Source organism: Methylosinus sp. LW4, from assembly GCF_000379125.1.
Taxonomy (GTDB): Bacteria; Pseudomonadota; Alphaproteobacteria; order Rhizobiales; family Beijerinckiaceae; genus Methylosinus.
The window spans coordinates 2,523,469-2,540,588 of the sequence record NZ_KB900626.1 but is presented as its reverse complement, the minus strand read 5'-3'; the positions used below and the strand labels follow the sequence as shown (position 1 = coordinate 2,540,588).

The window sequence follows — 17,120 nt, the reverse complement described above, 5'->3', positions numbered from 1 at the left end:
AGGGCGCAGGATCAATCGGGAGAAAAACCCATTCGCGTCAGCGCCGCGGCCAGCGCCGGCTCCGGGCGCGCCCCGCTGGTGAAGATCGCGCGGGGCGCGGGCGCCGTCGTTGCGCGGTCGGGGCCGAAGCGCTCCGCCAGCAGCCGATCGGCCTGGCGCGCTATGGCGGGGGCGGGGTCGATCCATTCGACCGGCCATGGCGCGAGGCGCCGGAAAAAATCCAGCAGCAGCGGATAATGCGTGCAGGCGAGCGCGACGACATCCGTCCGCGCGTCGTCGCGCGTGACGAAGCAGGGCGCGATCTCGCGGGCGATGGCCTCCTCGGAAACAGCGGCGCCGCGCATAAATTCCTCGGCGAGCGGGGCGAGGCGCGTCGAGCCGATCAGCGTCACTGCGCAATCTTCCGCGAAGCTGGCGATGAGAGCGCGGGTGTAGTCGCGCGCCACAGTGCCGGGCGTCGCCAGCACGGAGACGAGACGCGAGCGCGAACGCTCGGCGGCGGGCTTTATCGCCGGCACCGTGCCGACGAAGGGAAGCAGCGGCCAGCGCGCCCGCAAATGCGGCAGGGCGAGAGTGGAGGCGGTGTTGCAGGCGATGACGACGAGATCGGGGGCCAGCTCGGCGATCAGCCGTTCCATCACCTCCATGACGCGCGCCACCAGCGCCGTCTCGGAGAGCGGACCATAGGGGAAGCCGGCGTCATCCGCGCAATAGAGCAGCGCCGCATGGGGGCGCAGCTTCGCGACCTCGGTGAAGACGGTGAGGCCGCCGAGCCCGGAGTCGAAGACGAGGATTTTGGGGACGGGGGGCGTCATGAGGGGCGGTCGGCTCGCAGTGTCCTGACGTCCCCGAACCTGCCCCCTCTCCCGCAAAGCGGGGGAGGGATGGGGAGGGGGCCTCTCCCCGAATAGAAACCCGTTCCCCCGCGAAGATCAACCTCGCGTCAGAACGGCAGGTTGAACACGCGCGAGGGCTCCAGCGCGCCTTCCACCACCTCGCCGAAGGCGACGGGCACGCCGCCGCAGGCCGCATAGACGACGCCGCCCGCAGGCGCGTCGCGGCCGCGCAGGATCAGCGAGCCGCCGCGCCGCAGCCGCGCCGCGGCGTCGCGATCGACGACGACGCAGGGCAGCTCGGTGAGGCCCGCCTCGACCGAGAGAAGCGCATTGGCCGCCTCGCCGCCCTCGATCTCGTCCAGCGTGTAGCTGTCCTCCTCGAGGAAAGGGCCCACCCGCGTGCGGCGCAGCGCGGTCACATGGCCGAAGCAGCCGAGCAGCCGCCCGAGATCGCGCGCGATGGAGCGCACATAGGCGCCCTTGCCGCATTCCATGACGAGCTTGGTCTCCTCCTCCGTCGCATCGACGATGGAGAGGCGATGGATGGTGACGGGGCGCGGCTTCAGCTCCACCGTCTCGCCGTCGCGCGCGAGATCATAGGCGCGCTCGCCGGCGATCTTGATGGCGGAATATTGCGGCGGCACTTGCAAAATATCGCCGAGGAAACGCGGCAGCAGCGCCTCGATCTGCGTGATCGTCGGCCGCTCCTCGCTCTCGCGCACGGATTTGCCGTCGGCGTCGTCCGTGTCGGTCTCGACGCCCCAGCGCACGGTGAAGCTATAGGCCTTCTCGCCATCTTGCACGAAAGGCACGGTCTTGGTCGCCTCGCCGAAAGCGATCGGCAATATGCCGGAGGCGAGCGGGTCCAGCGTGCCGGCGTGGCCGGCCTTCTTGCCATTATAGATGCGCTTCAAGCGCGAGACGGCGTGCGTCGAGGTCATGCCGACGGGCTTGTCGAGCACTACCCAGCCGTCGACGACGGCGCGGGTCGATTTTCTTCCGGTCATTGCTGGGCGCCGTTCTCTTCGTCTGTGGGCTGCTCGAGATCGCGGCGCACGCGCTCGGAGTTCAGCAGCGCGTCGATGCGCGCGACATTGTCGAAACTATCGTCGATGCGGAAACGCACCTCCGGGGCGAATTTGAGATTGACGCTATGGGCGATCTCGCCGCGCAGATATTTTTTGTGGCGGTCGAAAGCGCGCAGCACCTCCGGCTCGTCCTTGCCGCCGAGCGGCATGACATAGACGGTGGCGAGCTTCAAATCCGGGCTCATCGTCACGCGCGAAACGGTGACGACATGCTGCTCGAGCACGGGATCTGCGATATCCCCGCGCGAAAGCATCGAAGCGATCTGATGGCGGACGAGCTCGGCGACGCGCAACATGCGCTGCGACGGCTCCGCCCCATGGGCGTGATGGGCTCTGGACATGGATATTCGCGCTGTTCGCGCGCTCCCAACGTTGCGCGGCCGTCACTCGCTTTGCAGTCGAGGACGGCGGCGCGCCGAAGGCTTGTTGAAAGTTCTCGGTGGAGATCAGCGAGACGCGATCACAGCGTCCGCTTGATCTCCTCGACGCGATAGCACTCGATGACGTCGCCGGCGCGCATGTCCTGATAGTTCTCGAAAGCCATGCCGCACTCCTGTCCGGCCTGCACTTCCTTGACCTCGTCCTTGAAGCGCTTGAGCGTCGACAGCTTGCCCTCGTGGACGACGACATTGTCGCGGATGAGACGCACATTGGCGCCGCGCTCCACCGAGCCGTCGGTCACGCGGCAACCCGCCACCTTGCCGACCTTGGAAATGTCGAACACCTCGAGAATCTGCGCATTGCCCAGCATGGTCTCGCGCAGAGTCGGCGCCAGAAGGCCGGACATCGCCGCCTTCACATCGTCCACGAGATTGTAGATGATGTTGTAGTAGCGGATTTCAATGCCGCCGCGCTCGGAGGCCTCGCGCGCTTCCTTATGGGCGCGCACGTTGAAGCCGATGACGACGGCGTTGGACGCTTCGGCGAGGGCGATGTCGGATTCGGAGATGCCGCCGACGCCCGCATGCACGACGCGCGCGCCGACCTCGTCCGTGCCGAGCTTGTCGAGCGCCGCGACGATCGCTTCCACGGAGCCCTGCACGTCGCCCTTGATGACGAGCGGGAACTCCTTGCGGCCGGCGGTCTTCAGCTGGCTCATCATATCGGTGAGCGAGGTGCGGGCGCCGCCGCCGCGCGCGGCCAGCTTGTCGCGACGCTGACGCTCGCGATATTCGGTGATCTCGCGCGCGCGGGCTTCCGTTTCGACGACGGCGACGCGGTCGCCGGCTTCCGGCGTGCCGGAGAAGCCGAGGATCTCGACCGGGAAGGACGGGCCGGCGGTCTGCACCACGACGCCCTTGTCGTCGAGCAGCGCGCGCACGCGGCCCCATTGCGAGCCGGCGACGATGATGTCGCCGACCTCGAGCGTGCCGCGCTGCACCAGCACGGTGGCGACCGGACCACGGCCCTTGTCGAGCCGCGCCTCGATCACCGTGCCCTCGGCGGAGCGCTCGGGATTGGCCTTGAGGTCGAGCACTTCCGACTGCAGCGTGATGGCGTCGAGCAGCTTGTCGAGATTGAGCTTCTCTTTGGCGGAGACCTCTACCTCGAGCGTGTCGCCGCCGAAGGTCTCCGTCTGCACCTCATGCTGCAGCAGCTCGGTGCGCACGCGCTCGGGCTTGGCGTCGGGCTTGTCGATCTTGTTGATCGCGACGATGATCGGAACCTCCGCCGCCTTGGCGTGGTGGATCGCCTCGATCGTCTGCGGCATCACGCCGTCATCCGCCGCCACCACCAGGATCACAATGTCCGTGACCTTGGCGCCGCGGGCGCGCATGGCGGTGAAGGCCGCGTGGCCGGGGGTGTCGATGAAGGTGATCGGCGCGCCATTGGGCGCCTTCACCTGATAGGCGCCGATATGCTGCGTGATGCCGCCCGCCTCGCCAGCCACGACATTGGCGTGGCGGATCGCGTCGAGCAGCGAGGTCTTGCCGTGGTCGACATGGCCCATGATGGTGACGACCGGCGGCCGCGACTCGAGCTCGCCCTCGGCGTCGGGCTCGTCGAACAGGCCCTCCTCGACATCGGACTCGGCGACGCGCTTGACCGCATGGCCGAGCTCCTCGGCGACGAGCTGCGCCGTATCGGCGTCGATGACGTCGGTGATCTTGTGCAGCGCGCCCTGCTTCATCAGCAGGCGAATCACGTCGACGCCGCGCTCCGACATGCGGTTGGCGAGCTCCTGAATGGTGATCGTCTCCGGGAGGATGACCTCGCGGGCGATCTTCTCCTTCTGCTCGGCCTGGCCGAAGGATTTGAGGCGCTGCGTGCGGCGGCGGAACGAGGCGACAGAGCGCGTGCGCTCTTCCTGCTCGGACGTCGCGGTGGAGACGGTGAGGCGGCCGCGGTCCTTCTGCGCGCCGCCGCGCGAGGGCGTCGGACGGGGCGGCGGCGGCGGCGCCTTGACGGCGATGACGCCGACGGGACGGCGGACGACGCGCTTCTCGGCGTCTTCCGTCGCGGTCGCGGCGGGGCGGGGCGCCTCTCCGCCGGCGGTCGGAGCCGGACGCGGCTGGGCTGGGCGTGCGGTGGCGGAGGTCGGAACATGCTCGGGAGCGCCGCCTCCGGCGAGGCGACGGCGCGCCTCTTCCTCGGAACGGCGCTTCGATTCGGCGTCGCGGGCGAGGCGCTCTTCTTCCTCGCGCTTGCGGGCTTCGGCGGCGGCGCGCTCCTCGCGCTCGCGCTCCTCGCGCTCGGCGCGGGCCTTGGCTTCCGCCACCGCGCGGCGACGGTCTTCCTCCTCGCGGGTGCGGGCGTCGACCAGGGCGCGCGCGCGGGCTTCGCGCTCATCGTCGGTCAGCGCGCGCAGCACCATGCCGGCGCCGCGCTTGGGCGCAGGCTGCGGGCGCGGGGTCTCGGCTCTCGGCGGCGGGGGCGGCGGCACGGCGGCGACAGGGGCGGTCGGCGGCGCAGGCGGCGGCGGGGCTGCGGGGGCCGCCGGCGCGGCGGGCGCCGCTGTCGCCGGCTTGGTCTCGACATGTCCGGGGGCGCGACGCTTCACCTTCTCGACCACGACCACCTTGGAGCGGCCGTGGGAGAAGCTCTGGCGCACCATTCCGCCATGCTCGGTCGGACGCTGCTTCAAATGCAACGTCTTCGACGGCGTGACGGTCAGCGTCTTGTCGCCGCTGTTCTCGGTCTCGGTCTCACTCATCCAGTTTCCGATCCTCGGGCTGCGCCTGTTCGGTTGCGTCTTTCAGCGGGCCGAGCTCGTCGGTCCGCTCGCTGTTCAGAGTCTGCGCGTCGCCGGAAGCGCTCTCGCCTCTATAGGCGGCGAGGCGGCGGCAGCGCGCCAAAAAGGCTTGCGTCGGTCCGCCCGGCGCGAGGGCTGCATGTATCACATTTGTGCGGCCCAAAGCCAAATCCAATTGAAGAGAATCGAACAGAGAGATCGTCTCTGTGACCCTCTCGCCGCATCCGCGCGCCGTGGCTGCGCGTCGCGCCGCCTGGGCGAGCTTGCGGCGGCCCTCCGCCGAGCCGTCGCGCGCCTCCAGCACAGCGGCGACCGCGCCTTTCTCCAGCGCCTCGCACACTTTGCCGAAGCCGGCGACCACCGCGCCCGCCTTATTGGCCATCGCCAGCGATTGCAGGCAATCGGCCTCCAGCAGCCGATCGACCTCCGCGGGGAGCGAGGGCGAGGCCGAGACCTCGGCCTTCAATTGGCGCGAGAAGGCGCGCTTCTTCAATGCTTCGGCCACGACATCGGCGCGCGCCGTCACCCAGGCGCCGCGGCCGGGCAGGCGCGACCTGATGTCCGGCGTGAGAACGCCGTCCGGCGCGCGCACGAAGCGGATCATCCCCTCCGGCGCATCGCGCCGGCGGGTGACGATGCAAGTCCGTTCGCTCGCCTCCGCCTCTCTCATTCGCTCGCCGTCCCGTTTCGTCACTGCGCCTCGGTCTGCTGCGCCTCTGCCGGCTCCGCGGCCTCGGCTTCCGCCTCGGGCTCCGGCGCCTCGATCCAGCCGGCGCGCACGCGGGCATCCATGATCAGCGCCTCCGCCTCCTCGCGAGAAATGTCGATCCCGTCGAGGAAGCCGGTCTGCTTGACCGTCTCGCCGTCCTTCTTCTCGGTCCAGCCGACGAGATCGTCGGGCACGCAGCCGGCGAGATCCTCGATCGACTTCACGTCATTCTCGCCGAGCTTGACCAGCATCGCCGTGGTGACGCCCTCGAGCTCCTTGAGCTCGTCGAGCACGCCGAGCTCGACGCGACGCGCCTCGTTTTCCGCCTCGACCCGCTCGAGATAATTGCGGGCGCGGTTTTGAATCTCGGCCGCCGTGTCCTCGTCGAAGCCTTCGATCGTCGCCAGCTCGCCGAGATCGACGAAGGCCAGCTCCTCGACCGATTGAAAACCTTCCGAAGCGAGCAGGCGGCCGACGACCTCATCGACGTCGATGGCGTTCATGAACACTTTGGTGCGCTCGACGAACTCGCGTTGGCGGCGCTCCGATTCCTCGGCCTCGGTCAGAATGTCGATGTCCCAGCCGGTGAGCTGCGAGGCGAGACGCACATTCTGGCCGCGGCGGCCGATGGCAAGCGACAGCTGATCGTCCGGCACCACCACCTCGATGCGCGCGGAGTCTTCGTCGAGAACGACCTTCACGACCTCGGCCGGCTGCAGCGCATTGACGATGAAGGTCGCCGCATCCGCCGACCAGGGAATGATGTCGATGCGCTCGCCCTGCAATTCGCCGACGACGGCCTGCACGCGCGAGCCGCGCATGCCGACGCAGGCGCCGACCGGATCGATGGAGGAATCGCGCGAGATGACGGCGATCTTGGCGCGCGAGCCCGGATCGCGCGCGACCGACTTCACCTCGATGACGCCGTCGTAGATCTCCGGCACTTCCTGGCGGAACAGCTTGGCCATGAATTGCGGATGCGTGCGCGACAGGAAAATCTGCGGACCGCGCTGCTCGCGGCGCACGTCATAGACATAGGCGCGCACGCGATCGCCGGGACGGAAGGTCTCGCGCGGGATCATCTCGTCGCGGCGGATGATCGCCTCGCCGCGGCCGAGATCGACGATCACATTGCCATATTCGACGCGCTTCACGACGCCGTTGACGATCTCGCCGATGCGGTCCTTGAACTCTTCATATTGGCGGTCGCGCTCGGCCTCGCGCACTTTCTGCACGATGATCTGCTTGGCCGATTGCGCGGCGATGCGGCCGAAATCGAAAGGCGGCAGCGTCTCGGAAATCCAATCGCCGACCTGCGCCGCCGGATTGCGCTTGCGCGCGTCCTCGATGGAAATCTGCGTCGCGTCATTGTCGATGAGATCGACGACCAGCAGCAGACGCGAGAAGCGCACCTCGCCGCTCTTCGGATTGATCTCGGCGCGGACCTCGGTCTCCTGCCCATAGCGCGAGCGCGCGGCCTTTTGCAGCGCGTCCTCCATGGAGGCGATGACGATCGAGCGGTCGATCGATTTCTCGCGCGCGACCGCATCGGCGATCTGCAGGATTTCCAACCTGTTGGCGCTGACGGCCATATCTTGCTCCCAAAAACGTCGACCCTACGCGTCGCCGCGACGGCCGGGTCCGCTGCCTTTTTTCTTGAATCCCGTCTGCACGCCGGCCGGAACCAGCGGCTTGGCCTTGTCGCCGCGCGCCATGGCGAAACGGCCCGGCCCACGGCGGGGCCGCGTCTCCTCCCGAGGCGCGGCCTCTCCCTCCTCGCTCGGGCTGTCGTCCTCGAGCTGCGCCTTGCCGGCGCGCAGCGCCTCGCGGATCAGCGCGTCGGTCAGCATCAGCTTGGCCTCGTCGAGATCGCGCAGCGGCATTCGCACAATCTTGTCCTCGTCCGGCGGGGCGTCATTGCGCTCCAGCGTCACCACGGCGTCGCGGCCATCGCCCTCGACGGAGACGATATTGCCCCGAAAGCGCTTGCGGCCAGAGGCGAGCGGCTGCGTCAGCTCGATCTTCGCCTCATGGCCGATCGCGCGATGAAAATCCGAGACTCGCACCAGCGGGCGATCTATGCCGGGGGAGGACAGCTCCAGCCGATAGGCGTCGGAAATCACATCCTCGACGTCCAGCTCCGGCGAGAGCGCTTGGCTCGCCGCCTCGCAATCGTCGATCGTCATGGTTCCGTCGGGCCGCTCGGCCATGATCTGCAGAACCATGCCGTTCTGCGAGAGAATGCGCGCGCGCACGAGACGAAAGCCGAGCTGCGCCAGCACGGGCTCGGCGATATGGGCGATGCGCGCCGCAACGCCCGTATCGCCGCAGAGGCGCGGCTCATCGAGCAGGGAGGGCGCCTCCACGGCGCCGGCGGCGGGCGTTTCTGCCAAGCGGCTCATCCTGTCTTGCGAGAATTTCCGGCCGGTGCAAACAAAAAAGAGCGGGTCCCGGCCGGGCCCCACTCTCAAGCAGCGATCATCCGAGAATGACCGTTATGAGATAGAACGGAACGGCTTATACACCCGGATCGCCCGCCCGCGCAAGAAAAATGCTCCGCGGCGGCGCCTCGGCCCTTCGGCGGGAGCGCCGCCGGGCGTCGCGCTCGAGAAATTGTTTCGAGACTATGCGAGAAGCGATAGGCTTTCTCGCCTTGGAACGAGACGAAATAATGCAAATCCCTTTTTTCCGCGCGCTCGAGGACTCGCAGCGCATTCTCATCGCCGGCTGCGGCGGCGGTTTCGACATCGTCAGCGGCCTGCCGCTCTATGTCTTTCTGAGCAATGCGGGCAAGAGCGTCTATCTCGCCAATCTGTCCTTCGCCCGCGTCGATCTCGCCTCCCGCAAGAAGATCGGTCCCGCAGGGCGGCTTGTCGATTCCGACAGCCGCATGCAGGGCTATTTTCCCGAGCGCCATCTCGTCGACTGGCTCGCGGTCCGTGGCTGCGACCCCAAGGTCTTCACCTTCGAGAAGACCGGCGTGCGACCGTTGCGGCAATCTTATGAGGCGCTGGTCACGCTATTGAAGGTCGATACGATCATTCTCGTCGACGGCGGGACCGACAGTCTGATGAAGGGCGACGAGGCCGCGCTCGGCACGATAGAGGAGGACGCTCTCTCGATCGCCGCCGTTCATCAGCTCGAGGGCGTGCGCAAATTTCTCGTCTGCCTCGGCTTCGGCGTCGATCACTATCACGGCGTCTGCCATCACTCTTTTCTGGAGAACACAGCCGAGCTGATCCGTTCCGGCGGATATCTCGGCTGCGTCTCCGTGTCGTCGGGAACGCCGGAAGGCGACGCGCTGCTCGACGCCGTCGATTTTCTCAACGAGCGCCAGCCCAATTCCAAGAGCATCGTGGCCAAGTCGATCGCCTCGGCGATCCGCGGCGGCTTCGGAAACCGGCACGACACCGAGCGCACCAGGGGAACGGAACTGTTCATAAATGCGCTGATGGCGCTCTATTGGTGCTATGATCTCGCCGCCGTCGCCCGCGGCATGGGCTTTTACGAGGCGATCGCCGGCAGCGAGAGATTTCACGAGATAGAGGATGCGATCCGCATTCATCACGCACACGCGGAAAAGCGAGACTGGAAGAGCTTGCCGCTGTGAGCAGGTTTCGGGAATGGCGCGGCGGTCGTCCATTCTTGACCGCGCCACGGCCTTTTGTTTCACTGCGACACGGCTCGATCGGAGCCCCCGTGTCCGCGGAAAGGGCTGCGCCCGCGCTCATCTCCGAAAGGCGCTTCGAAATTCGCCCTTTCCTGTCTGATCGGCGGACGCAGACTCGGAGGAGGGGGTTCCATGTCCAGCGAACCGCGGGCCGCGCGGGCGGCCGTCCGTTTTTCTTCGCCGTTCCGGCTCAATCTCGAACAGCAACGCAAACGCGCCAAAGAGCTGCTCGCAGAGCTGCGCGCCGGCGACCGGCGATCCCTCGAGCGATTGCGGCTCCGCCATCCCTCGGCTCCGTCGTCGCAGAATGTCCGGCTGAGCGACGCGCAGCTCGTCGTCGCCCGTGAGCTCGGTCTGCCGAGCTGGCCGAAGCTCAAGGCGCATGTAGAGGCGATGGACCGCAGCTGGCGCGACATATCGCGGGGCGATGCGGCGCCGGACCGCGACATGCCGACGCTGCATTTGCGCTGCGGCCGCGACATAAAGGCGAGCCTGCGCGACGCCGGCTTCATCGGCGATTTTCTCGAATATTCCGATCCGCTCTGTCAGGGGCCGGTGCTGGACCGGGCGGACTGGCTCGACGCGCGCGCCGCTTTTCTCGCGGAGAGCTACGGCGCCGGCGTGGGTCGGAGCAAAGCGCAAATCGCCGAAGAGCTCGCCGATGGGGAGGCGGGCTTGCAGTCAGCGGCGTCTCGCTATGAGCGCATCGTCCTCTGGCTCGAGCATGATCCCTATGACCAGCTCATTCTCGCGCGTTGTCTCGCGCAATTCGCCGAGACGCCTCCGCCGCGGCTCGAGCTGATCTCGTTGGAGCGCTATCCCGGCGCCATGCGTTTCATCGGGCTGGGGCAGCTGCCGCCCGAGGCTTTGCGCCTGCTCTGGGAGGAGCGTGCGCCGATCGCCGAGGCGGGTCTGCGCGCCGGCCATGACGCGTGGCGCATGCTGCGCGCGCCCGACCCGAGCCCGCTCGCGGGATTCGCGCGCGCGGCCGCGCCGGCTCTGCCGCAGCTCGCGCGCGCCATTCGGCGCTATTGCCAGGAATTTCCCTGGTCCGACGACGGCCTCGGTCTGACGCAACGTCTCATTCTCGAGCTTTTGGCGGAGCGTCCCCACAAGGTCGGCGAGGCCTTTTCGCGTTTGCTGATGGAGCGCGAGCCGCTTCCCTGGCTCACGGATCTGATGATTCATTCCATTGTGGACGACATGAAGCGCATCGTGGAGCCGATTTTCGTGGGCTCGTTCGAGAGCGAGGATCGCAGCTGGCCCCATGAGCGTCTCACGATCACGCCGCTCGGGCGCGCTGTTCTGGCGAGGGAAACGGATTGGATGTCGCTTCGTCCGCCGTCGCGCTGGCTCGGCGGCGTCTCGATCTCCGACGCGGCGCCGTGCTGGCGCTGGAACGAGGCCCATTCGGAGTTCGCGCTCCGCTGAGCGCTCACCCCAGCAGCGCGACCAGCGGGGCGATCAGCGGCGCGTCGGCGGGCGGCATTTGCGCCGCATCGAGCTCGCTCGGCCGCATCCAGGCGAGCGCCTGGCCCTCGCGGGCGTGCGGCTCGCCGCGCCAGCGCCGGCAGAGATAGAGCGGCATCAAGAGATGAAACGACTCGTAGGCGTGGCTGGCGAAGGTCAGCGGCGCGAGATCGTCCGTCGCCGCCTCTATGCCCAGCTCCTCGGCCAGCTCGCGCACGAGCGCCTGTTCCGGCCGCTCGCCGGGGTCGAGCTTGCCGCCGGGGAACTCCCACAGGCCGGCGAGCTGCTTGCCCTGCGGACGCTGGGCGATCAGCACGCGGCCTTGCGGATCGACGAGAGCCGCGGCGACGACGAGAAGCAGAGACAAGGGGTTCCCCTCAATTGCCGGAGAGCACGACCTCGATCGGATCGGTCTCCTTGCCGGTGACGACAATCTCGTCGTACATCGCGCCGCCCTCGCTGATCAAGCCGCCCTTGGGAAGCCAAGTGAGCTGCGTCGTCACGAAATAGCGGCCCGGCGCGACCTTGTCGAAAGTGAAGCGGCCGGTCGCGCCCGCCTTGGTCGTGCGCGTGTAGGCGGCGTATTCGGCCTCCTGCGTCGGCGTCGGCATGAGCAGGGCCGGGATGAATTTGCGCTTGCCGTAGAATTGCGCGATGCGCGCTTGCGCATAGGCGGTCGCCGGGATGAGCCGCACCACCTCGCCGGCGGCGTAGCGCACATTCGTCTTGCCCTGCTGGTCGCGCAGAAAGGCCTGGCCTTCGATCGTCGCCTTGCCCTCCTGCCTGATGAAGGCGGCCTGGGCGGGATCGAAGCGCATTTCTGGCGCGGCGCTGTTGCAGGCGGAGAGAGCGAGCGGCGCGAGGGCGACGCAGAGGGCGGCGGAACGCATGGGAATGGCCTCGTTGCGGCGAATGCGCGGCCAATGTCGCCGCTTCGTCCGGCCGAGGCAAGGCTCGAGCTGTTTTTAAGGCTTCTTCTCCGGCGGTGAGAGAAAGGCGGCGGCGCAGCTCATTTCCTTGCGCCAATCGACGACATTGCTGCGCTTGTCGTAGCAATCGCGCTTGGCGATCGCTTCCTCGCAATCGGCGCCGCCCATGAACTGATAGGTGACGCAGGCGCCGACGGCGGGCGGCGCCTTCGCGTCCTTCTCGGCCGCGGGCTTCTCGGCGGGCTTCTTCTTGCCGGCGGTCTTTTTCCCGGCCTTTTTCGCTTTGGCTTTCTTGGCGGGAACGTCCACGCTCTTCTCGACCACGACGCCGGAGGCGGCGGCGTAGTCGCGCGCCTCCTCATAGGCGCCGGCGCATCCGGCCAGAGACAATGACGCGCCGAAAGCGGCAATGACCAAAAGCGGGCGGCGCAGGGGCATGATCTTCGTCTCTTCGCCTTGCCGAATCGCCATGTAAGCTAAAAACCGAAACCAATTTCGTCATCGCGCAATGGCGCCTAGGGGCTGCTGCGTGCGCGCATGCGCGCGCAGCATCTCGAGCACGTCGCGCAGGCTGGCGACGACGGCGAGGCAGAGCGCGCGCTCCTCGGCGGAGGGCTGCAGAACGTCGGGCGCCATGATCGTCATCGCGCCGGAGGCGGCGGCCGAGCGCAGGCCGGTCGGCGAATCCTCGAGCGCGAGGCAGCGCCACGGCTCCTTGCCGAGCGCGCGCGCGGCGCGCAGATAGGATTCGGGATGCGGCTTGCCGCGCTGAACATCGTCGCGCGTCACCAGCGCAGAGAAGTGCGAGAGCAGCCCGCAGCGGCTCAGATGATGCTCCGCGGTCGGCCGCCGCGAGGAGGTTGCGATGGCGAGCGGAATATTCATCGCCGTGAGATAATCGACCAGCTCGCGCGCGCCCTCTTTCAGCGGCACGCCGGAACGCGAGGCGCGGGCGACATAGGCGCCGCAGGCTTCGATGCAGGCGTCGAGCGGAAAATCGGCGCCGAAGCGCTCGATCATCATCGTCTCGCAATCCTGCATCGGCTTGCCGATCATGCGATGGCAGAAAGCCTCGGTGATCTCATGGCCGACGGCGCGGCCGGCCGCGATCCAGGCGTCGACATAGAGCCGCTCCGTGTCGAGCAGCGTGCCGTCCATGTCGAAGAGAACCGCTTCTACAGCATGGGGGAAAACCATAGGTCCGCTTCCTCGCCGCCCGAGCCGAGGCGAGTAGAAGCCGATTCTCGAAACGCTGCGATGACGAACAGGTCACGAGCGCATGTCACGCGCGCTCTTTCTCCCGCAGGCGGGAGAAAGAGCGCGCAGGAAGGAAGGGGATCAGCTGCGATAATCGCCGTTGATGGCGACATATTCCTTCGTCAGATCGCAGGTCCACACGCGCGCGGCGCCGGAGCCGAGGCCGATGTCGACATGGATGGCGATCTCGTCGCGCTTCATGATCTGCGAGACTTCCGCCTCATCGTAATCGGGATCGCGCAGGCCCTTATGGGCGACGCGAATGTCGCCGAACCATATGGCCAGCTTGTCGCGGTCGGCGGCCTCGCCGGATTTGCCGACCGCCATTACCACGCGGCCCCAATTGGCGTCCTCGCCGGCCACGGCCGTCTTCACCAGCGGCGAATTGGCGATGGAGAGGGCGATGCGCTTCGCCGCCTTGGCGCTCTCGGCGCCCATCACCGTCACCTCGACGAATTTGCGCGCGCCTTCGCCGTCCTTCACCACCTGATGCGCGAGATCGAGCAGAACCTCGTTCAGCGCGCGGCGGAAATCCTCGAGGCGGCGATCGCTCGCCTTCTCGATATGCGGGGCGCCGCGCTCGGCCGCCGCGCCGGTGGCGAAGAGCAGCAGCGTGTCCGAGGTGGAGGTGTCGCTGTCCACGGTGATGGCGTTGAACGAGCTCTGCACCGATTTCGACAACAGGCTCTGCAGAACCTCGGCGTCGATCGGCGCGTCGGTGAAGACGAAGGAGAGCATGGTCGCCATGTCGGGCGCGATCATGCCCGCGCCCTTGGCGACGCCCGCCAGGCGCACCTCGACGTCGCCGAGCTTGGCCACGCGCGTCGAGAGCTTGGGATAGGTGTCGGTGGTCATGATCGCCGAGGCGGCCTCGCGCCAGGCGTCGCCGCGCGCCTCCGTGACGAGCTTGCCCAGCACAGGCTCGAATTTCGTCGCGTCGAGCGGCTCGCCGATGACGCCTGTGGAGGCGAGGAAGACCTGCTTCTCCGGCACGCGGGCGGCCGCGGCGACGAGCTTGGCGGAGAGCTTCGCCGCCTCCTTGCCGGCCTTGCCGGTAAAGGCGTTGGCGTTGCCAGAGTTGACGAGCAGCGCCCGCGCCTTGCCGCCCTCGAGCCGCGCCCGGCACCAATCGACCGGAGCCGAGGGGCATTTGGAGCGCGTGAACACGCCGGCGACCTGCGTGCCCTCGTCGAAGAGGGCGAGCATGGCGTCGGTGCGCCCGGCGTAGCGTATGCCCGCCTGCGCCACCGCGAAGCGGACGCCGGCGATCGGCGGAATGTCGGGATAGGTCTTGGGGGCGAGCGGCGAAATGGGGGCGGCCTTGGCCATGGCTCGGTATGGGTCCTGAAAGAAGTGGGAGCGAGGAGTTGGGGGCGGTGAGCGGGGCTCGGCGAGCGCAGGGCGCGGCGAGCCGCGCTTCCTGCTCCCTACGCCCCGCTCACTACCGCCTCATGACTATTTCTTCTTCTCGGCCGGCTTGGCCTCGGCGGGCTTGTCGCCCGGCTTGGCTTCGGCCGCCGGAGCCTCTGTGCGCTCGATCTTGGCGCCCTGGCGCAGCTCGACGATGAGGTCCGACTGGGCTTTTTGCGCCACATAGCGGGAGACCTGGTCGCGCACCTGGTCCAGCGGCGGGAAGACTTTCGGGCGCTTCTCGTCCAGCTTGATGATATGCCAGCCGAATTGCGTCTTCACCGGATCGGAGATCTGCCCCGGCTCCAGCTTGAAGGCCGCCTCGCCGAATTCCGGCACCATGCGATCCTTGGTGAACCAGCCGAGATCGCCGCCCTGGGCGCCCGTGTCCTTGGACAGCTCGGTCGCGACCTTGCCGAAATCCTCGCCGCCCTTCACGCGCTTTTGCGCCGCCTTGGCCTCGTCCTCGGTCGTCACCAGAATGTGATGCGCGTGGATCTCGGTCTCGGGCTTCTGATTCTTGGCGGCCTCGTCATAGGTCTTCTTGATGGCGGCCTCGGTGGCGGCGTCCTTGGAGACCTTGCCGAGCAGCGCCTCCATCAGCGCCTTGTCGCGCAAATAGGCGAGCTTCTTGGCGAAATCCGGCGTCTCGCCGAGCTTGTCGCGCTGCGCTTTCTGCACGACGAGCTGCTCGTCGATGAGGAAATCGAGAATATAATTCTCGCGCGCCTTGCCCTCCAGCTGCCGCGGCAGACCCGCGCCCAGATCGTCGAGCGCGATTTTCACGTCTTCGTCGGTGATGTCGACGCCATTGACCTTGGCGAGGACCTTGGCCTGCGCCGGGGCCGCGCCCATCGCCAGCAGAGCGAGGACGCCGATCGCGGCGAGGACGCCCCGGCTGCCGAGACGCGTGGTCTTGAGGTGAGGCATGATGGTCTCCAACAAAAGAGCGACAGGCGGGGAGGCCTGTCGCGAACAGCGTTCCACTAGAGCAAGACTCCGCAAAGGGGAACACGGAAATTTGGGCGCGGAGACGAGGATCGGCGTCGTCTCTATGGAATTGGTCAAGATTATATTGCAAGGGTCGAGGGTCGCGCAACGCCGCTCGCGCCGTAGCCGGGAGGTTCTTCCGGCTCCGCTCGGGAAATCTCCGCCTGCGCGCGAGCCGGGGGAAACATCATGACTCTCGTTCCGCCGCTCCACGGCGACGCCGCGTCGGCCGCCTTCGAGCAGCGCCTCTACGCCAAGGTCACGCGGCGCGCGCTGCCGCTGCTCTTTCTCTGCTACATCCTCGCTTATCTCGATCGCGTGAATGTCGGCTTCGCCAAGCTGCAGATGGTCGGCGATCTGAAGTTCAGCGAGAGCGTCTACGGGCTCGGCGCCGGCGTTTTCTTCATCGGCTATTTCCTGTTCGAGATTCCGAGCAATCTGATCCTCCATCGCGTCGGCGCGCGGCGCTGGATCGCGCGCATTCTCGTCACCTGGGGGCTGGCCTCGGCGGCGACAATGCTCGTCTCGACGCCGCTCATGTTCTACGTCATGCGCTTTCTGCTCGGCGTCGCCGAGGCCGGCTTCTTTCCCGGCGCCATCCTCTATCTCACCTATTGGTTTCCCGCCGCGCGCCGTGGCCGCATCACCGCGCTGCTGATGTTGGCGGTGCCGCTCGCCGGCGTCGTCGGCGGCCCGCTCTCGGGCTGGATATTGCAGAATCTCGACGGCGTTCACGGGCTTTCGGGGTGGCGCTGGATGTTCCTCATCGAAGGGCTGCCGTCCATTGTCGTCGGCGCGATCGTCTTTTTCGCGCTCGAGGACAATATCGAAAAAGCCGGCTGGCTGTCGGACCGCGAGAAGAGGCTGCTCGCCGATAATCTCGCCGCCGATCACGCCGCCCATGCGTCCCATTCCTTCCGCGATGCGATGCGCGACGCCAAAGTCTGGATTTTATGTCTCGTCTATTTCGGAATTGTGATGGGGCTCTATGGCGTCGGTTTCTGGCTGCCGACTCTGGTCCAGGCGACGGGCGTCAGCCGGCCGCTCGACATCGGCCTCTTGTCGGCCGCGCCCTACGCCGTCGCCAGCGTCGCCATGCTCTTGGGCGGAATCAGCGCCGACAAATATCGCGAGCGTCGCTGGCATCTCGCTCTGCCTTGCGCCTTGGGCGCCGTCGGCCTCGTCGCCAGCGGGCTCTTCGCCGCCGACACGGCGACGGCGCTGATCGCGCTCACTGTGGCGAGCGCCGGCACGATGACGGCTTTGCCCTTGTTCTGGAGCTGCCCCACCGCCTTTCTGCGCGGCGTCGCCGCGGCGGGCGGCATAGCGCTCATCAATTCGGTGGGAAATCTCGCCGGTTTCGCCAGCCCCTATATGGTCGGCTTCATCAAGGATCAGACGCAGCGCGCCGATTATGGGCTCTATGCGCTGGCGCTGTTCATGGCCATGAGCGCAATTCTCGTCGTCGTCGCGATTCCGTCACGGCTCGTCGATCGCTGATGGAATGCGTCCCCTCATCCTGAGGCGCTTTTTGCGGAAGGCAAAAGCCTCGAAGGATGCTCCAGAAA

At 67.2% G+C, this 17,120-nt stretch carries 16 protein-coding genes; 3 read left to right on the top strand and 13 right to left on the bottom strand.

Going from position 1 to position 17,120, the window contains the following annotated elements:
* Window positions 1–11: 11 nt before the first annotated feature.
* From murI to rimP, 7 genes are all read right to left on the bottom strand, one after another.
* Window positions 12–815, bottom strand: coding sequence for a glutamate racemase (gene murI / locus METLW4_RS0112725; protein ID WP_018266600.1), 804 nt, complete (start codon window positions 813–815; stop codon window positions 12–14).
* Window positions 816–943: 128 nt separating this feature from the next.
* Window positions 944–1,843 (bottom strand): tRNA pseudouridine(55) synthase TruB, encoded by a 900-nt coding sequence (gene truB, locus METLW4_RS0112720; protein ID WP_018266599.1) that lies wholly within the window; start codon window positions 1,841–1,843, stop codon window positions 944–946.
* Window positions 1,840–2,265: a 30S ribosome-binding factor RbfA gene (rbfA, locus tag METLW4_RS0112715; RefSeq protein ID WP_026191473.1), complete on the bottom strand. Its 426-nt coding sequence runs from the start codon at window positions 2,263–2,265 to the stop codon at window positions 1,840–1,842. Before rbfA ends, truB begins: the two co-directional genes overlap by 4 nt.
* 119 nt (window positions 2,266–2,384) lie before the next feature.
* Window positions 2,385–5,078 (bottom strand): translation initiation factor IF-2, encoded by a 2,694-nt coding sequence (gene infB / locus METLW4_RS0112710; protein ID WP_018266597.1) that lies wholly within the window; start codon window positions 5,076–5,078, stop codon window positions 2,385–2,387.
* Complete coding sequence (locus tag METLW4_RS24845; RefSeq protein ID WP_245258449.1) at window positions 5,071–5,811, bottom strand: RNA-binding protein; 741 nt, start codon at window positions 5,809–5,811, stop codon at window positions 5,071–5,073. The genes infB and METLW4_RS24845 overlap by 8 nt, the downstream gene beginning before the upstream one ends.
* On the bottom strand, window positions 5,808–7,418 hold the full coding sequence (gene nusA, locus METLW4_RS0112700; protein ID WP_018266595.1) for a transcription termination factor NusA: 1,611 nt from the start codon (window positions 7,416–7,418) through the stop codon (window positions 5,808–5,810). Before nusA ends, METLW4_RS24845 begins: the two co-directional genes overlap by 4 nt.
* A 24-nt stretch (window positions 7,419–7,442) precedes the next feature.
* On the bottom strand, window positions 7,443–8,228 hold the full coding sequence (gene rimP, locus METLW4_RS0112695) for a ribosome maturation factor RimP (RefSeq protein WP_018266594.1): 786 nt from the start codon (window positions 8,226–8,228) through the stop codon (window positions 7,443–7,445).
* A gap of 269 nt (window positions 8,229–8,497) precedes the next feature.
* Here rimP and METLW4_RS0112690 point away from each other — a divergent pair, with 269 nt between their 5' ends.
* Window positions 8,498–9,436, top strand: coding sequence for a DUF1152 domain-containing protein (locus METLW4_RS0112690; protein ID WP_157235106.1), 939 nt, complete (start codon window positions 8,498–8,500; stop codon window positions 9,434–9,436).
* A gap of 192 nt (window positions 9,437–9,628) precedes the next feature.
* Complete coding sequence (locus METLW4_RS0112685; protein WP_018266592.1) at window positions 9,629–10,927, top strand: DUF1835 domain-containing protein; 1,299 nt, start codon at window positions 9,629–9,631, stop codon at window positions 10,925–10,927.
* Between the two features lie 4 nt (window positions 10,928–10,931).
* Here the strand turns inward: METLW4_RS0112685 and mutT are convergent, their stop codons facing one another.
* The 6 genes from mutT to METLW4_RS0112655 form a co-directional block, all read right to left on the bottom strand.
* Window positions 10,932–11,333: an 8-oxo-dGTP diphosphatase MutT gene (mutT, locus tag METLW4_RS0112680; protein WP_018266591.1), complete on the bottom strand. Its 402-nt coding sequence runs from the start codon at window positions 11,331–11,333 to the stop codon at window positions 10,932–10,934.
* 10 nt (window positions 11,334–11,343) lie between these two features.
* Window positions 11,344–11,856 (bottom strand): hypothetical protein, encoded by a 513-nt coding sequence (locus tag METLW4_RS0112675; RefSeq protein ID WP_018266590.1) that lies wholly within the window; start codon window positions 11,854–11,856, stop codon window positions 11,344–11,346.
* Window positions 11,857–11,931: 75 nt separating this feature from the next.
* The gene (locus tag METLW4_RS0112670) at window positions 11,932–12,333 is read right to left on the bottom strand and encodes a hypothetical protein (RefSeq protein ID WP_157235104.1); all 402 of its coding nucleotides are present in this window, start codon (window positions 12,331–12,333) and stop codon (window positions 11,932–11,934) included.
* 60 nt (window positions 12,334–12,393) lie between these two features.
* A complete protein-coding gene (locus METLW4_RS24840; protein ID WP_018266588.1) occupies window positions 12,394–13,092 on the bottom strand; it encodes an HAD family hydrolase in 699 nt (232 codons plus the stop codon).
* A gap of 141 nt (window positions 13,093–13,233) precedes the next feature.
* Window positions 13,234–14,481, bottom strand: coding sequence for a bifunctional glutamate N-acetyltransferase/amino-acid acetyltransferase ArgJ (argJ, locus tag METLW4_RS0112660; protein WP_018266587.1), 1,248 nt, complete (start codon window positions 14,479–14,481; stop codon window positions 13,234–13,236).
* Between the two features lie 126 nt (window positions 14,482–14,607).
* A complete protein-coding gene (locus tag METLW4_RS0112655) occupies window positions 14,608–15,492 on the bottom strand; it encodes a peptidylprolyl isomerase (RefSeq protein ID WP_026191470.1) in 885 nt (294 codons plus the stop codon).
* A gap of 249 nt (window positions 15,493–15,741) precedes the next feature.
* On the opposite strand from METLW4_RS0112655, the gene METLW4_RS0112650 reads away from it, so the two are divergent.
* Window positions 15,742–17,052 carry an MFS transporter gene (locus tag METLW4_RS0112650; RefSeq protein WP_018266585.1) on the top strand — a complete coding sequence of 437 codons (1,311 nt, stop codon included), beginning with the start codon at window positions 15,742–15,744 and terminating at the stop codon, window positions 17,050–17,052.
* Window positions 17,053–17,120 lie beyond the last annotated feature (68 nt).

Coding starts and splice junctions, on each gene's coding strand:
- METLW4_RS0112685 (WP_018266592.1), top strand. CDS start 9,629: ATGTCCAGCGAACCGCGGGCCGCGCGGGCGGCCGTCCGTTTTTCTTCG.
- rimP (WP_018266594.1), bottom strand. CDS start 8,228: ATGAGCCGCTTGGCAGAAACGCCCGCCGCCGGCGCCGTGGAGGCGCCC.
- truB (WP_018266599.1), bottom strand. CDS start 1,843: ATGACCGGAAGAAAATCGACCCGCGCCGTCGTCGACGGCTGGGTAGTG.
- METLW4_RS0112670 (WP_157235104.1), bottom strand. CDS start 12,333: ATGCCCCTGCGCCGCCCGCTTTTGGTCATTGCCGCTTTCGGCGCGTCA.
- METLW4_RS0112675 (WP_018266590.1), bottom strand. CDS start 11,856: ATGCGTTCCGCCGCCCTCTGCGTCGCCCTCGCGCCGCTCGCTCTCTCC.
- argJ (WP_018266587.1), bottom strand. CDS start 14,481: ATGGCCAAGGCCGCCCCCATTTCGCCGCTCGCCCCCAAGACCTATCCC.
- infB (WP_018266597.1), bottom strand. CDS start 5,078: ATGAGTGAGACCGAGACCGAGAACAGCGGCGACAAGACGCTGACCGTC.
- METLW4_RS0112650 (WP_018266585.1), top strand. CDS start 15,742: ATGACTCTCGTTCCGCCGCTCCACGGCGACGCCGCGTCGGCCGCCTTC.
- METLW4_RS24840 (WP_018266588.1), bottom strand. CDS start 13,092: ATGGTTTTCCCCCATGCTGTAGAAGCGGTTCTCTTCGACATGGACGGC.
- METLW4_RS0112655 (WP_026191470.1), bottom strand. CDS start 15,492: ATGCCTCACCTCAAGACCACGCGTCTCGGCAGCCGGGGCGTCCTCGCC.
- nusA (WP_018266595.1), bottom strand. CDS start 7,418: ATGGCCGTCAGCGCCAACAGGTTGGAAATCCTGCAGATCGCCGATGCG.
- rbfA (WP_026191473.1), bottom strand. CDS start 2,265: ATGTCCAGAGCCCATCACGCCCATGGGGCGGAGCCGTCGCAGCGCATG.
- METLW4_RS0112690 (WP_157235106.1), top strand. CDS start 8,498: ATGCAAATCCCTTTTTTCCGCGCGCTCGAGGACTCGCAGCGCATTCTC.
- murI (WP_018266600.1), bottom strand. CDS start 815: ATGACGCCCCCCGTCCCCAAAATCCTCGTCTTCGACTCCGGGCTCGGC.